Origin of the sequence: Mumia sp. (assembly GCF_028803055.1) — a bacterium.
Lineage (GTDB): Bacteria > Actinomycetota > Actinomycetes > Propionibacteriales > Nocardioidaceae > Mumia.
The window spans coordinates 1-14,606 of sequence record NZ_JARBCJ010000073.1; the positions used below are offsets into that span (position 1 = coordinate 1).

At 70.8% G+C, this 14,606-nt stretch carries 14 protein-coding genes; 2 read left to right on the plus strand and 12 right to left on the minus strand.

Going from position 1 to position 14,606, the window contains the following annotated elements; all coding sequences use genetic code 11:
• Window positions 1–43: 43 nt before the first annotated feature.
• Window positions 44–910 (minus strand): alpha/beta hydrolase, encoded by an 867-nt coding sequence (locus PV363_RS08925; RefSeq protein WP_255559635.1) that lies wholly within the window; start codon window positions 908–910, stop codon window positions 44–46.
• 327 nt (window positions 911–1,237) lie between these two features.
• Between PV363_RS08925 and PV363_RS08930 the strand changes: the two genes are divergently transcribed.
• Window positions 1,238–1,843: a TetR/AcrR family transcriptional regulator gene (locus tag PV363_RS08930; protein ID WP_255559683.1), complete on the plus strand. Its 606-nt coding sequence runs from the start codon at window positions 1,238–1,240 to the stop codon at window positions 1,841–1,843.
• On the opposite strand, the gene PV363_RS08935 is transcribed toward PV363_RS08930, so the two are convergent.
• Genes PV363_RS08935 through PV363_RS08945 form a run of 3 tightly spaced genes read right to left on the minus strand, consistent with a single transcriptional unit; the run spans window position 1,840 to window position 3,359 of the window.
• Window positions 1,840–2,607 (minus strand): methyltransferase domain-containing protein, encoded by a 768-nt coding sequence (locus tag PV363_RS08935; RefSeq protein WP_220366149.1) that lies wholly within the window; start codon window positions 2,605–2,607, stop codon window positions 1,840–1,842. The genes PV363_RS08930 and PV363_RS08935 overlap by 4 nt on opposite strands.
• A 1-nt stretch (window position 2,608) precedes the next feature.
• Window positions 2,609–3,142 carry a Clp protease N-terminal domain-containing protein gene (locus PV363_RS08940; protein ID WP_220343605.1) on the minus strand — a complete coding sequence of 178 codons (534 nt, stop codon included), beginning with the start codon at window positions 3,140–3,142 and terminating at the stop codon, window positions 2,609–2,611.
• A gap of 1 nt (window position 3,143) precedes the next feature.
• Window positions 3,144–3,359 carry a helix-turn-helix domain-containing protein gene (locus PV363_RS08945; RefSeq protein ID WP_220343604.1) on the minus strand — a complete coding sequence of 72 codons (216 nt, stop codon included), beginning with the start codon at window positions 3,357–3,359 and terminating at the stop codon, window positions 3,144–3,146.
• Between the two features lie 119 nt (window positions 3,360–3,478).
• Here PV363_RS08945 and PV363_RS08950 point away from each other — a divergent pair, with 119 nt between their 5' ends.
• Window positions 3,479–3,973 (plus strand): MarR family transcriptional regulator, encoded by a 495-nt coding sequence (locus PV363_RS08950; RefSeq protein WP_220346190.1) that lies wholly within the window; start codon window positions 3,479–3,481, stop codon window positions 3,971–3,973.
• Between the two features lie 43 nt (window positions 3,974–4,016).
• Here PV363_RS08950 and PV363_RS08955 read toward each other — a convergent pair whose 3' ends face one another.
• The 8 genes from PV363_RS08955 to PV363_RS08990 all read right to left on the minus strand — a co-directional run.
• Window positions 4,017–6,068 carry an MMPL family transporter gene (locus tag PV363_RS08955; RefSeq protein WP_301022154.1) on the minus strand — a complete coding sequence of 684 codons (2,052 nt, stop codon included), beginning with the start codon at window positions 6,066–6,068 and terminating at the stop codon, window positions 4,017–4,019.
• A gap of 89 nt (window positions 6,069–6,157) precedes the next feature.
• Window positions 6,158–7,921 carry an ABC-F family ATP-binding cassette domain-containing protein gene (locus PV363_RS08960; RefSeq protein WP_220343602.1) on the minus strand — a complete coding sequence of 588 codons (1,764 nt, stop codon included), beginning with the start codon at window positions 7,919–7,921 and terminating at the stop codon, window positions 6,158–6,160.
• A gap of 81 nt (window positions 7,922–8,002) precedes the next feature.
• Window positions 8,003–8,920 carry a 4-(cytidine 5'-diphospho)-2-C-methyl-D-erythritol kinase gene (locus PV363_RS08965; RefSeq protein WP_220346188.1) on the minus strand — a complete coding sequence of 306 codons (918 nt, stop codon included), beginning with the start codon at window positions 8,918–8,920 and terminating at the stop codon, window positions 8,003–8,005.
• Between the two features lie 9 nt (window positions 8,921–8,929).
• Window positions 8,930–9,742 (minus strand): 16S rRNA (adenine(1518)-N(6)/adenine(1519)-N(6))-dimethyltransferase RsmA, encoded by an 813-nt coding sequence (gene rsmA, locus PV363_RS08970; protein ID WP_301022155.1) that lies wholly within the window; start codon window positions 9,740–9,742, stop codon window positions 8,930–8,932.
• Between the two features lie 62 nt (window positions 9,743–9,804).
• A complete protein-coding gene (locus tag PV363_RS08975; protein ID WP_301022156.1) occupies window positions 9,805–10,884 on the minus strand; it encodes a resuscitation-promoting factor in 1,080 nt (359 codons plus the stop codon).
• Window positions 10,885–11,046: 162 nt separating this feature from the next.
• Window positions 11,047–11,892, minus strand: a complete 846-nt coding sequence (locus tag PV363_RS08980) for a TatD family hydrolase (RefSeq protein ID WP_301022157.1) — start codon at window positions 11,890–11,892, stop codon at window positions 11,047–11,049.
• Window positions 11,889–13,727: a methionine--tRNA ligase gene (gene metG / locus PV363_RS08985; protein ID WP_220343599.1), complete on the minus strand. Its 1,839-nt coding sequence runs from the start codon at window positions 13,725–13,727 to the stop codon at window positions 11,889–11,891. Before metG ends, PV363_RS08980 begins: the two co-directional genes overlap by 4 nt.
• 29 nt (window positions 13,728–13,756) lie before the next feature.
• Window positions 13,757–14,606, minus strand: an 850-nt coding sequence (locus PV363_RS08990; protein WP_301022158.1) for a hypothetical protein, incomplete at its 5' end; no start/stop codon positions are given.

The window sequence follows — 14,606 nt, forward strand, 5'->3', positions numbered from 1 at the left end:
GTCCACCGTGCCCGGCCGCCTCCTCCTGCGATCCGCCGTGAGGTCAGTCGGGGCAGGAGTTCCGGTAGTCCGACAGCGCCGTCGAGGTAGGCGCGGGGCACAGGAACTGCGAGTACCGCGTGTCGGAGTCGACGTAGCGCTTGAGCCAGGTCACCATCAGGCGGCCCTGCCAGTCGGGGTTGGTGTTGGCGGCGAGGTGGCTCTCCCCGCGCAGCTCGCCGTACGCCCGCTCAGGTGCCCCGGTCAGGCTGTTGTAGAACGGGATCGAGTGGGAGCTGTTGGCGGCGATCGAGTCGTTCTGGGCACCGATGATCATCGTCGGGACCCGGATCCCCTGCCAGGTCTTGTCGGTGTTCCACGGCTGGAGCGCAACGGCCGCCTTGAGGGTGGGCCGCGAGTTCGCTGCCTCCAACGTGCCGCCGCCGCCCATGGAGTGGCCGGAGGCCGCGAGCCGGGTGGCGTCGACGCGCGACCTCACCGAGCTGCGCTCGGTGAGGTAGTCGAGTGCTGTGAGGATCTGGCGCCCCCGACTGGCGGGCTGGTCGAGCGTCGAGCTCGTGTCGATCGCGAACACGACGAAGCCGTGCGACGCGACCCTGCGCGCGAGCCCGGCGTACGACCCGGACGTCGCCGTGAAGCCCGGAGCGAGAACCACTCCGCCGAACGTCCCGGCGCTGGTGGACGTGGGGTAGTAGATCGTGCCGCCCCCGAAGCCGGAGGCACTCAGCCGCGACACCGAGGTGGTGCTGACCGCGAACGACCCGTTGCCGAGCACGCTCGAAGCCGTCGGGGCAGGGCCCCGCTCGTACGGGTTGTCGGCGGCGGTCGCGGTCGGAGCCGTCGCGCCCACCAAGGGCAGGGCCACGGCCGCGAACAAGGTCACGAGCCGGAGCACAAGTGGTCTGAACATCATCGGTCTCCCATCGGTTCCGCGGCCCAGGGATGCCCCGGAACGACCGGGGAGACCGCGAGGTGAACGGGACGTTAACGCCCGATCACAACCTGGACAAGAGCACTAGAAGAAGTTCTGTGACGTGCTATGTCGGTGGTGACTAAGCGCTTGCTTAGGCCCTGGATAGTGGAGAATCTCGCGCCATTCGGGAGATGCACCGGACGTTGAGATTCCGGGCATCGCCCTCGAGGAGCGCGCCGAGGTTGCGCTGACGTCACGTAGGGCACAATGCCGAGAGTGGCCAAGAACCCCGCCCCGGACGCCAAGCGCAAGGGCAGCAGACGGATGACGGCTGCCGAGCGGCGCGAGCAGCTGATCGCGATCGCTCGGACGCTCTTCGCCGACCGTGGGGTCGACGGGACGACGGTCGAGGAGATCGCCTCACGGGCGTCGGTGTCCAAGCCGGTCGTGTACGAGCACTTCGGCGGCAAGGAAGGGCTGTACGCGGTGGTCGTCGACCGCGAGGTCCGCACGCTCCTCGACATGATGCGCGCCGCTCTCACCACAGGCGGGCCCCGCGAGCTCCTCCAGGCGGCGGCGGTCGCCCTGCTCACCTACATCGAGACCAGCTCGGACGGGTTCCGGATCCTGGTGCGAGACGCGCCGGTCGGCTCGCCGACCGGGTCCTACGTGAGCATCATCGGTGACGTCGCCAGCCGCGTCGAGGACATCCTCGTCGGAGAGTTCAAACGACGCGGGTACGAGGCCAGGCTGGCGCCGATGTACGCCCAGATGCTCGTCGGCATGGTCTCCACGACAGGCCAGTGGTGGCTCCATGCGCGCCGGCCGACGAAGGACATCGTCGCCGCCCACGTCGTCAACCTCGCCTGGAACGGGCTCTCCAACCTCGAGGCCGAGCCGACCCTCTTCCGCGACGCACCGAAGCCCTAGCGCCGCTTCGCGACGACGAAGGTCCTCGGGAACGGAAGCACCGTCCCGTACCCCTCCCTCGGGTACGCCGAGCGCAACGCCGCCTTGTAGTCCTCCACGAAGCGACCGCGCAGGCCCTCCGGGAGCGCCTCGAGCACCGGACGCGCGCCGGTCCCGGAGATCCACCGGAACACCGGGTCCTCCCCCGGGAGCAGGTGGAGGTAGGTGGTGCCCCAGACGTCGAGCTCCCAGGCGTCGTCGACGAGCAGCTCGAGGTAGGTGCGGGGTGAGACACCGCGCGCCTCCGCCAGCCCAGCGGCATGCTCCGCGTAGGGGTCCTGCGAGGCGAGCTCTCGAAGCAGGACGTGGCTCGGCTCCTGGTGGTTGTCGGGGACCTGGAAGGCCAGCACCCCACCGGGGGCGACGTGCTCACGCAGTCGTGGCACGACCTCGAGCTGGTCAGGCACCCACTGAAACGCGGCGTTGGAGACGACCAGGTCGACGGGGTCCGCGGGAGACCATGCCGCGATGTCGCCCAGCTCGTAGCCCACTGCGGGATCGGCGTTCTCACGCCGCGCCTGTTCGACCATCTCGGGAGAGGAGTCGACCCCCAGGATGGTCGCGGCCGGCCACCGGCCCCTCAGCACGGCGGTCAGGTGGCCTGGTCCGCACCCGAGGTCGACGATCGCGCGGGGCTCGGTCGGGATCCGGGAGACCAGGTCGACGAACGGCCGCGCGCGCTCGGACTCGTACGCGAGGTACAGCGCGGGGTCCCACTGCGCCACGTCAGGCCGCCCAGCCCGCCACGGCGCGGTCGACGTCGGCCCGGAGGGCGTCAGGATCGTCGCACACCGCCGAGACCACCGCCGCGAGCCGCGCGTCGTCGACCGAGAGGACACCCGCCAGCAGCTGCACGGTCCCGATCTCACGTCCGGGGCCCGCGACCGTCGCTCTCAGCGCACGCTCGAGCACCTTCTTGCCGGCACGGGTGAACCGGAGATGTCCTCGGCTCCGCCCTCCGGCACGCTCGAGCGCACCCTCACCGAACGTCGTGTCGGCCTGGGCGCGGACGGCGTCGAGATCGACACCCACGGCCGCCAGCGCCTCCGCGTCGAGCGCACCGCCACCCCCTCGCACGATCTCTCGGCGCACTGCCTCGTGGGTCACCCCGTGGCGTGCCAGCAGCCCGTCGTCCGCACCCCGCCTCACCAGCGCCCCGAGGATGTGGACCGGCTCGATGCGGCGGTCCCCTGCCTCGCGTGCCTCCTCCTGCGCATCGACCACCGCCGAGCGCGCCTCTGCCGCGAATCTTTCGAACATGTCAGCCCTTCCCCTCTCGGTCCTCGCCGCCGTGCTTCTTGTGCGCCGCCTGCCTCGAGACACCCAGGGCGTCGGCGATCTGCTGCCACGACCACCCGAGGGCTCGCGCGCGCTCCACCTGGAGGCGCTCGAGACGGTCGGCGAGCTCGCGGAGCGCACGGACCGCACGGAGGCCCACGGCGGGATCAGAGTCGGTCAGCGGGTCGGCGTCGAACATGCTGTCAACCGTAATTGACGCAGTTGGCAGGCGTCAACCCTTATTGACATGTGGGTCACCCCGGCGCGTCGGCGTGCGCGAACTCTCGATGTCGAGAATCTCGACGGTACGCTGGAGAGGTGGACGATGAGGTGGATCGGCTGGTCGCTGCGTGGCGACGCGAGCGCCCCGACCTCGACGTCGACCCCATGGAGGTGCTGAGCCGGGTGTCCCGGCTCTCCCGGCACCTCGATCTCGCCCGGCGTGAGGCCTTCGCGGACCACGACCTCGAGACGTGGGAGTTCGACGTGCTGTCTGCACTGCGACGCTCCGGCGAGCCGTACCAGCTGTCTCCCGGTCAGCTCCTGCGCGAGACCCTCGTGACCAGCGGCACCATGACCAACCGTATCGACCGGCTGGCGGCTCGTGGCTTCGTCGAGCGCCTCCCCGACCCCGTCGACCGCCGCGGGGTGCAGGTCAGGTTGACCAGCACGGGCAGAGCCGCCGTCGACGCGGCGCTGGAGGCACTGCTGGAGCGCGAGCGTCAGCTGCTCGCGTCTCTCGGAGGCGATGACACGGGACACCTGGTGGCCCTGCTGAGGGGACTGCTGCTTCCCTTCGACGTCAGCAGGTGAGCCCGTCGGCCGGGGCGCTGCCCGCGCACCCCGGCCGACGGCGTCACCGGCGGCGCTGCAGCGCGCTCGGCCACCAGATCCGCGAGCCGATGTCGTACGACAGCGCCGGAACGAGCAGCGAACGTACGACGAGCGCATCGAGCAGGACCCCGAAGGCGACCAGGAACGCCAGCTGCGCGAGGAACAGGATCGGGATCACCGCCAGTGCGGAGAACGTCGCGGCGAGCACGATCCCGGCCGACGTGATCACGCCACCGGTGACCACCAACCCATGGAGGATCCCCTGGCGCGTGCCCCGTCGGGCAGACTCCTCCCGCACTCGTGTCATGAGGAAGATGTTGTAGTCGATCCCGAGCGCGACGAGGAACACGAACGCGTAGAGAGGGACGGACGGGTCGGCGCCCTCCCACCCGAACACGTGGGTGAACACGAGGCCGGCCACCCCCAGCGTCGAGAAGAAGCTGAGAACCGTCGTCGCGACCAGCAGCACGGGGGCGAGCACCGACCGCAGCAGCAGGATCAGGACCAGCAGGATGACCGCGAGGACGACCGGGATGATGACCGTCCGGTCGCGCTCCGCGACGTCGTTGCCGTCGACCTGCTGTGCCGTGGAGCCGCCGACCAGGACGTCGTCGCCCAGCTCGTGAAGCTCGTCGCGCAAGGTCCGGACCGTCTCCTCGGCGGCGTGGCTGTCCGCCGCGTCCTCGAGCGTGACCTCGACGACGACACGCCCGTCGACCACCATGGGAGGCGGGGCGTCGCCCGTCGGCGGTCCGCTCGTACGCTCGGCCATCGGCATGGCGGAAGCCACGCCGTCGGTGCCCTCGACGACCTTGACGACCTCCTCGAGGTCGTCCTCCGGAGCCACCACGACAGCCGGCGAACCCGAACCGCCCGGGAAGTGACGCGCCAGCGCCTCCTGGCCCTGCACCGCCTCGACCTCACCGAGGAACAGGTCGCTCTGCGAGACGCCCGACGCGTTGAAGGTCGGGACGAACGCCGCCGCGGCCACGAGTGCGAGGGTCGCACCGACCCAGAGGCGGCGCGGCCGTCGCTCGACCTGGCCCGCGACCTTGCCCCAGACGCCTGACTCCTCCGGCTTGGCCGTGCCCACGTGCGGCTTGAACGGCCAGAACGCGACCCTGCCCAGGAGGACGAGGGCGGCAGGCAGGAAGGTGAGCGCCGACAGCATCGCAGCGGCGATGCCGAGGGCAGCCACCGGCCCCAGACTCCGGTTGGAGGTGAGGTCGGACAGCAGGAGGCAGAGCAGGCCCAGGATGACCGTGCTCCCGGAGGCGATGATCGGACGCAGCGCACGGCGCCACGCGACGAGCATCGCGGAGAACCGGTCGTCGTGGACGCGCAGCTCCTCTCGATATCGCGCGACGAGCAGCAGGGCGTAGTCGGTCGCCGCACCCACTACCAGGATCGACATGATCCCCTGGCTCTGGCCGTTGAGGTCGAGCACGCCGCCGTCGGCGAGCTGGTAGACCACGAAGGCGGCGAGACCGAGCCCCAGGACGGACGTGAGGAGCACGGCGAAGGGCAGCAGCGGACTTCGGTAGACGATCAGCAGGATGACGAGGACGACGGCGAGCGCGACTCCGAGCAGGATCCCGTCGATGCCGCCGAACGCCGCTCCGAGATCGGCGGCGAACCCGCCGGGCCCGGTCACGTACGGCGTGGCTCCGTCCACCTCTTCGACAACGCCGCGGATGTCGTCGACGACGGTCTCGATGTCACCCTCGTACGACGCACCCACCTGCACGAACCCCGACAGGGCATCACCGTCCTCCGAGGGAACCGGTGGACTGATCTGCCCCTCGATGCCCTCGACCTTCGACACGGCGTCGAGCTGCTGCGCGGCGGCCGCTCGACCCTCGGCGGAGATCGGGCCGTCCGACTCCCAGATGATGACGATCGGCACGGACTCGGGAGCGAACTTCTCCTCGATCGCCGCGACCTCGGTCGACTCCGCACTCTCGGGCAGGAAGGCGGCGTTGTCGTTCTCCGAGACCTCCGACAGCTTTCCGGCGAAGGGCCCGGCGAGCCCTCCGAGAACCAGCCACAGGAGCACGAGCGCGATCGGCAGCACCCACCGGATCCGAGAATGCGACCGTTCGCCGGATTCGCGCTGAGACACTGTCACTCCATTAGGTAGATAATCTATCTTTCAAGGAGTCCTCAATCTAACATCTCCGCGAGCTGAAGCCAGATCGACTCCAGCTCCTCGCGCTCGCCAGCGATCTCCGACAGCCGCTTCTGGAGCTCGGTCAGCCTTCCGACATCCGTCGCGTTCGCCGCCATCTCGTTCTCAACCGCTGACGCCTGCTCGCTCAGCCGGGCCAACCGGCGGTCGATGCGTGCCATCTCCTTGTGCGCCGCGCGCTCCTCGGCTCCCGACATGCCCGCCTGTGGGGAGGTCGACGGTGCGCCCGCGGAGACCGACGCCGCAGCGTCGGCGCCCGACGTACGCCGAGCCCCCGGCGCTCCCGGGTGGTACTCCTCCACTCCTCCCACCAGCATGCGGATCGATCCGTCACCCGGCAGCTCGAACACCGTGTCGGTGACGCGCTCGAGGAAGTAGCGGTCGTGCGAGACGGCCACCAGCGTGCCCGGCCACCGGTCGAGGTAGTCCTCGATCACGGTCAAGGTGTCGATGTCCAGGTCGTTGGTCGGCTCGTCGAGAAGCAGGACGTTGGGCTCAGCCTGGAGGATCCGCATCACCTGGAGCCGCCGTCGCTCGCCACCCGACAGGTCGCCGATGCGCGCCGTGAGGAGGTCCCCGGTGAACCCGAACCCCTCGAGGAGGGTGCTGGACTGGAGCTCCGGTCCCTTCACCGCGTCGAGCACGCGCTGAGTGGGGTCCATCTCGTCGAGAGCCTGCGAGAGATAGGCCACGGTGACGGTCTTGCCGCGCTTCACGCGGCCGGAGTCAGGCGCGACCTCGCCGGTGAGGAGCCGCATGATCGAGGTCTTGCCGGTGCCGTTCGGCCCGACCAGCCCCACCCGGTCACCGGGACCGAGCCGCCAGGTCGCACGGTCGAGGATCAGCGCGTCTCCGCGCACCAGCGAGACGTCCTCGAGATCAAACACGTCCTTGCCGAGACGCTGGGTCGCGAACCGCTCGAGCTCGAGGCGGTCACGTGGCGGCGGCTCGTCCGCGATCAGGGTGTTGGCGGCCTCGATGCGGAACTTCGGCTTCGACGTGCGGGCTGGCGGACCTCGCCGGAGCCACGCGAGCTCCTTGCGGACGAGGTTGCGCCGGCGGGACTCGGTCGCCGCCGCCTGGCGGTCACGCTCGGCCCGCGCGAGGACGTACGCCGCGTAGCCGCCGTCGTACTGGTCGACGACGCCGTCGTGCACCTCCCACGTGCGGGTGGCGACCTCGTCGAGGAACCAGCGGTCGTGGGTGACGACCACGAGGGCGCACTCGCGCCGGCGCACGTGACGGGCCAGCCAGGCGATGGCGTCGATGTCCAGGTGGTTGGTGGGCTCGTCGAGGACGAGGAGATCGTGCTGACCGAGCAGGAGCCGGGCCAGGGAGGCGCGGCGTCGCTCGCCGCCGGACATACCCTCGACGATGCGGTCCAACGGGATCCCGGCCAGCAGCACCGTCACGATCTCTCGCGTCGTCGCGTCGGCGGCCCACTCGTGGTCGGCCTTGCCCCCGAGCACGGCCTCCCGGAGCGTGTGCGCCTCGTGGAGGTCGTCACGCTGGTTGAGGAAGCCGACCTCGAGCCCGCGCGTATGGGTGACCCGGCCTGCATCGGGCGGCTCGATCCGAGAGAGGACACGGAGCAGGGTCGTCTTGCCGCCACCGTTGCGGCCGACCACACCGATCCGGTCGGTGGCGGCGATCCCGAGGCTGACCGAGTCCAGCAGGGTGCGGGTGCCGTGGGACTTGTCGACCCCGTCGAGATTCACGAGATTTGGCGGCGGCGTCACTCGAGCAAGCCTACGGGGCGGCTCTCGGGCCCCGAGAACCGCGCGGAGTCTTCGGGCACGGCGGTCGCCCTCGTCGCGCGGTCAGATCAGGTGGGCGCCCGGCTCGGGGCCGCTCGCCTGGACCGCGTCGGCGCAGGCACCGCTGCGGAGCAGCAGGCCCGCGAGCTCCTCCGAGTGGGAGGGGTCCTCGGCCAGGACCATCACGGTCGGGCCCGACCCGGACACCAGCGCGCCGAGAGCGTCGGCCTCCCCGGCGACCTCGAGCACACGCGACAGCTCAGGTCGCAGGTCGAGGGAGGCCTTCTGGAGATCGTTCGAGAGAGCGTTGCCGAGCGCAGCCGCATCACCGGCTGCGAGCGCGGTGAGCAGGGCCTGCGGAACGTGAGGCGCCGGCGGCGGGGACTCGGCGTGCATCTCGTCGTACCGGGCATAGACCTCGGCCGTGGAGAGGCCCCGGTCGGCGATCGCGAAGACCCAGTGGAAGCGGCCGCGCGCGAGGACTGGGCTGACCTCCTCGCCGCGCCCTGCGCCGAGCGCGGTCCCACCGTGCAGCAGGAAGGGGACGTCCGAGCCGAGCGTCGCCGCGATCTCCTCGAGCTCGCCACGGGTCGCCTTCGTACCCCACAACGCGTCACACGCGACCAGGGCGGCCGCCGCGTCCGCCGACCCGCCTGCCATTCCTCCCATGACCGGGATGGCCTTGCGGATGGCGAGACCGGCCCCGGCCTCGACGCCGAAGGCGTCACGCAGGGCGCAGGCGGCCTTCACCGCGAGGTTGTCGGGTCCCGTCGGCACGGGGGCCTGCTCGCGACGCTCGTCGCCGGCGAACTGCACGCTCACGGTCACCGCGCCGTCCTCGACCTCCGTGGCCCGCACCTCGTCGCACAGGTCCACGGCCTGGTAGACCGTCGCGAGCGGGTGGTAGCCGTCATCACGCCGCGGTCCCACGCCGAGGCACAGGTTGATCTTCGCCGGAACCCGGACGGTCGTCGTTCGCACCGGATCAACCTACCGTCCGGCTGCCGGGGCCTCGGGGGCTGCTTCCAGGGCGGCCGCGATGCGGACGAACGCCGCGAGGTCGAGCTGCTCTCCCCGCTCCTGCGGCGGCACTCCGGCGGCCAGCAGCGCAGCCTCGGCGCGGTCGGCACCGCCGGCGATCCCCGCGAGCGCGGCCCGCAACGTCTTGCGGCGCTGGGCGAAGGCGGCGTCGACCACGGCGAACACCTGCCGTCGGTCGGCGTCTCGGGGCGGCTCGCGGCGGGTCCACGCGACGAGACCCGAGTCGACGTTGGGCGCCGGCCAGAACACCGTGCGACCGACCCGACCCGCAGGGCGGACGTCGGCGTACCACGACGCCTTGAGGCTCGGCACGCCGTACGTCTTGGAGCCGGGGCCGGCGGTCAGCCGGTCGGCCACCTCGGCCTGGACCATCACCAGCCCGCGCTCGATCGACGGCACGTGCTCGAAGAAGTGCAGCAGCACCGGGACGGAGACGTTGTAGGGCAGGTTCGCGACCAGCGCCGTCGGCGCGGGACCGGGGAGCTCGTGCACCCGAAGGGCGTCGGCGTGCACCACGTCGACGTCGGCCGAGCGGCTCGGCGCGTAGGTGGCGATCGTCGACGGCAACGCCTCAGCCAGGCGCTCGTCGATCTCGACCGCGACGACGCGCCGCGCCGCCTCGAGGAGCGCCAGCGTCAGCGATCCCAGACCAGGCCCCACCTCGAGCACCACGTCGTCGGGCCCCACGCCCGCGACCCGCACGATCCGGCGGACCGTGTTGGCGTCGATGACGAAGTTCTGGCCTCGACGCTTCGTCGGCACGACGTCGAGCTCCTCGGCGAGGGCGCGGACGTCACCCTGGCCGAGGAGGCGTACGTCGCCGCTCAGGTCGGGAGCCCGAGCTGCGCCGCGCAGTGCGGCCAGCTGCCGTAGCTGCCGCCGTTGGCGTCGCGCAGCTTGGTAGCGACGGCGATCTGCTGCTCGCGCGAGTTCTCGTGCGGGTAGCCCTGGCCGCCGTACGCACGCCAGGTGCCGAGGTTGAACTGGAGGCCGCCGTAGTAGCCGTTGCCGGTGTTGATGCTCCAGTTGCCGCCCGACTCGCACTTGGCCAGACGGTCCCAGACCGAGCCGCTGCCGGGGTCGATGGACGGCGTCGACGGCTTGGTGCCGTGGCGCTCGACCTGTGCACGGGCCGCAGTCACGACGACCCGCTTGACCTCCTTGCGACTGCGGACCTTGCCGTCGGCGCGGACGATCTCGTACGTCACCTTGGCGGTGCCGGGCTTGCCCTCGCGGACGACCTTGGTCTTGCCGGCGGCCATCGAGTCGTCCTCGCGGACCTTGGTGGTGAACGCGACCTTCTCGGTCTTGGTGCGGACGACCTTCGCGACACGCACGACACGCACCCGCATGCCGTCGGTGACCTTCGCCGCGAGACGCGGGGTCACCTCGTCGAGCTCGCCGAGCGTGATGCCGAGTCCGGCGAGGGCGTCCTTGACGGTCGCGCCGCTCGTGAAGGGCGCGCGGCGGGTGCCGTCGGCGACGAGCCGGATCTTGGTGGGGCTGGTGATCGTCAGCGCGAGACCGTCGCGGGGCACCACGGCCGAGCGGCTGGTCGACAGCTCCGCGGCCGCGTGCGGCCGGATGCCGAGCTGGTCGAGCGCCTCGTCGACGCGGAGAGCGGTCGTCCAGTAGGTCTTGGCCGCTCCGTCGACGGTGAGCACGAGCTTGCGCGCGTAGCGGACGGCGACCTTGGTGCCGTCCTCGATGTCGGCGTCGGCCGCGGGGAGGACCACGTCACGCTCTCCGAGGTCGATGCCCTCGGCGTCCAGGACGTCGGCGACGGTGCCACCGAAGGTGCGGACCGTGGTCTCCTTGCCGTCCACGCTGAGCGTGACGGTCTTGTTGAGCACGGTGAAGGCGAGAACGCCGGCCACGATAGCGGCGACGACGACAGCGCTCACGGTGGTGAGTGCAAGGCGGGTACGCACGAAGCTCCCTCGGGGGTCGGGACACAAACTCTCGGCAGAGTAACCAGATCGTGACGTGAAACCCAACCCCCCGTGGCCTGAGTCACAGTCCACCAAGGAACTTACCTTGTTGTGGTTTCGTCTCGCGAGAGCGCCTCAGCCCCAGCTGCCGCCGAACGCAGCATCGGTGTTGGTGTCGATCGCCTCACACAGCTCCTCGAGCTCGGCTCCGAGGACGGCGGCCATCGCGCGCACCGTCGTCGGCACCAGGTAGGAGGCGTTCGGACGGCCCCGGTAGGGCGTCGGAGTGAGGAACGGAGCGTCGGTCTCGACCAGGACGCGGTCCATCGGGGTGACGGCGAGCGCGTCGCGGACCGGCTGCGCGTTCTTGAACGTGAGCGTCCCGGAGTACGACAGCCAGTAGCCCCGCTCGACGCACGCCCGAGCGAAGTCGGCGTGCCCCGAGAAGCAGTGCATGACGGTCCGCTCGGGAGCCCCCACCTCGTCGAGCACCGCGAGCACGTCGGCATGGGCGTCGCGATCGTGGATGACGAGGGTTCTGTCGTGCTCCTTGGCCATCGCGATGTGAGCCCGGAACGACGCGTGCTGCGCCGTACGGCCGTCCTCACCGGTCCGGTAGTAGTCCAGCCCGGTCTCCCCCACGGCGCGCACCCGCGGACTCGAGACGACCAGCGACTCGATCTCGGCGAGGGCGTCGTCGAGCCGCCCCTCGGCCGCCAGCCGAGGCGCTTCGTTGGGGTGGAGCGCGACACCCGCGACGACGGAGTCGTGGGACTCGGCTGCCTTCACCGCCCACCGAGCACCGGGCAGGTCGCACCCGATCTGGACGATCCGTGTCACATTCACCTGGCGGGCACGGTCGACCGCGTCGACGACCGCGAGCTGCTCGGCGGAGTCGTCCATGTCGAGGTGGCAGTGGCTGTCGGCCACCGGGCGCGGGAGCGGCTCCGGCAGCGGCGGCCGCTCTCCGTCACGGCTCACGCGGGTGCTTCCTCTCGGACGATGGGCGCCCACTCCGGGCCGGTCTCCGCCAGCGAGGGGTCGAGCTTGGCGAACAGCGGCGTCGGCTTGACCAAGGGCGTCCCCGCGACGATCTCGGTCCGGCGCCACACCGCCTGCTCGGCGGTGTAGTCACCGGTGATGACGGGATAGCTGACGCCCATCTCGGGCACGCCCACCCCGATCGGGTCGGCAGGCAGGTCGTCTCGCACCTCGCGGACCTCGGGCTGTGCCGCCCACACTCCGGTGCCGCCCAGCGTCTCGAACACCCGCTGCGCCGCGTGCGGGAGGAACGGGGTCAGCAGCGTGTTGGCGTCGGCCACGATCTGGAGGGCGGTGTGCAGCACGGTCGCCTGACGCTCACGGTCCTGCTTGAGCTTCCACGGCTCCATGTCCGAGAGATAGCGGTTGGCGAGGGTCACCACGCGCATCGCCTCGGCGACGGCCTGCTTGAAGCGGCTCCGCGCCAGGTGGTCACCGACGGTGTCGAAGGCGGCCGCGGCCGCGTCGAGGAGAGCCTGGTCGACGTCGGTCAGTGCGCCTGGCGTCGGGATCTCTCCGAAGTTCTTGTGGGCCATCGAGACCGAGCGGTTGACGAGGTTGCCCCACTCGTTGGCGAGCTCGAAGTTGGTCCGTCGGACGAACTCCTCCCACGTGAAGTCGGCGTCCTGGTTCTCCGGCCCGGCGACGGCGATGAAGTAGCGCAGCGCGTCGGGGCCGAAGTCGCGAAGGAAGTCGCGGACATAGATGACCGTGCCGCGGCTCGTCGAGAACTTGGAGCCGCTCATCGTCAGGTACTCCGAGGAGACGACCTCGCTCGGCAGCTGGAGCTCGCCGAGCGGACCAGCCTCCCCACCCTTGTCGCCGAGACCGCGGTAGCCCAGCAGCAGCGCCGGCCAGATCTGGGCGTGGAACGTGATGTTGTCCTTGCCCATGAAGTACGCCGACTCGGCGTCTGGGTTCGTCCACCACTCGCGCCACGCCTCCGGGTCACCGGAGCGCACCGCCCACTCGACCGAGGCCGACAGGTAGCCGATGACCGCGTCGAACCAGACGTACAGCTTTTTGTCGTTGCGGTCCGACCAGCCTTCCAGCGGGACAGGCACGCCCCAGTCGATGTCTCGCGTGACGGCCCGCGGACGCAGGTCGTCGACGAGGTTCAGGCTGAACCGCAGGACGTTGGGGCGCCAGTCGGAGCGCGACTTCAACCAGTCGGCGAGCGCGGAGGCGAGCGCGGGCAGGTCCAGGAAGAAGTGCTCGGTCTCGACGAACTCCGGCGTCTCGCCGTTGACCCGGCTGCGCGGGTCGATGAGGTCGGCGGCATCGAGCTGGTTGCCGCAGTTGTCGCACTGGTCGCCGCGCGCACTGTCGTACCCGCAGATCGGGCACGTGCCCTCGATGTAGCGGTCGGGGAGCGTCCGGCCGGTCGACGGGGAGATCGCCCCGGTCGTCAGCCGGGGAACGACGTAGCCGTTGCGGTAGAGGCCGGCGAAGACCTCCTGCGCGATCGCGTAGTGGTTGCGGGTCGTCGTGCGGGTGAACAGGTCGTACGAGACCCCCAGCCCGACGAGGTCGTCGACGATCACGCGGTTGTAGCGGTCGGCCAGCTCGCGTGCGGTGACACCCTCGGCGTCGGCCTGGACGAGGATCGGGGTCCCGTGCTCGTCGGTGCCCGAGACCATCAAGACCCGGTCACCCATCATCCGGTGGTAGCGCGAGAAGATGTCGGAAGGAACTCCGAACCCCGACACGTGACCGATGTGGCGCGGACCGTTGGCGTAGGGCCAGGCGACCGCGGTGAGGACCGTCTTCGACATGCCCTCATCCTACGGAGCCCGGCTCGGGCTCAGCGGCGGAGCCCGCGGGGCAGGACGCGGTCGACGACCTCGGCGGGCGACGGCACCCCTGCGCGCCGCAGGAGCCCGACCCCGGAGCGCTCCTGCATCGCGGCCTCGACGGCACCGGCGACCGCCCGAGCGGCCACGTCGCTCGGGACCGGGACGGTCTTGGGGATCCGGTCGGGCGTGTCCCGGCCGGGGCGCGGCACGCGCAGGGCGTCGAGGTCGCCGACGACCTCGACGCCGCTCGCCCGGATGTTGGCGACGACGTCGGTGCTGATCGCTCGCAGCCGCTCGACCGCCCACCGCGGCAGGACGAGACCGGGCGCGCCTGGATCGGGGGGCTGAGCCTTGAGCGCACGTGCGACACCGACACGGACGAAGTGCCGGTAGTCGCGAGGGCTCCAGCTCCTTGAGCGGAACTCCCGGTTGAGGGAGCGCACGAGCTCCACCTCCGGCAGGGTCAACGAGCGGTTGAGCCGGTCGGGCTCGGGCTCGAGGACACCCTCGGGGAGCCCGACCATGGCCTCGAACGTCCGGAGCAGTGTCGAGCGGCGGTCGTCGTCGACGACGACCACCCGCACGCGGTCCGGGCCGACGACGTCGACCCAGCGCTGGACCAGGACGTCGTGCCGGTGCCGTCGCCAGAAGCCCGACCCGTTCGGGTCGTCCTCGCGCAGCGTCTTCTTCAGCCACCGGCGCAACGACGACACCGAACCGTTCTGGACGTACTGCTGCCACTGCGACGGCGCGATCTTGTCGAGTGGTCGCAGCGTCACCACCACGTGGACGCGATCTCGACCCAGGTCGGTCACGACGCGGTCGACGGCGTCACCCACGGCGTCGGCGAAGAACTCG

Excerpts from the sequence above, each read along its gene's own strand:
- PV363_RS08925 (WP_255559635.1), bottom strand. The coding sequence starts at position 910 with ATGTTCAGACCACTTGTGCTCCGGCTCGTGACCTTGTTCGCGGCCGTG.
- PV363_RS08930 (WP_255559683.1), top strand. The coding sequence starts at position 1,238 with ATGACGGCTGCCGAGCGGCGCGAGCAGCTGATCGCGATCGCTCGGACG.
- PV363_RS08940 (WP_220343605.1), bottom strand. The coding sequence starts at position 3,142 with ATGTTCGAAAGATTCGCGGCAGAGGCGCGCTCGGCGGTGGTCGATGCG.
- PV363_RS08945 (WP_220343604.1), bottom strand. The coding sequence starts at position 3,359 with ATGTTCGACGCCGACCCGCTGACCGACTCTGATCCCGCCGTGGGCCTC.
- metG (WP_220343599.1), bottom strand. The coding sequence starts at position 13,727 with ATGTCGAAGACGGTCCTCACCGCGGTCGCCTGGCCCTACGCCAACGGT.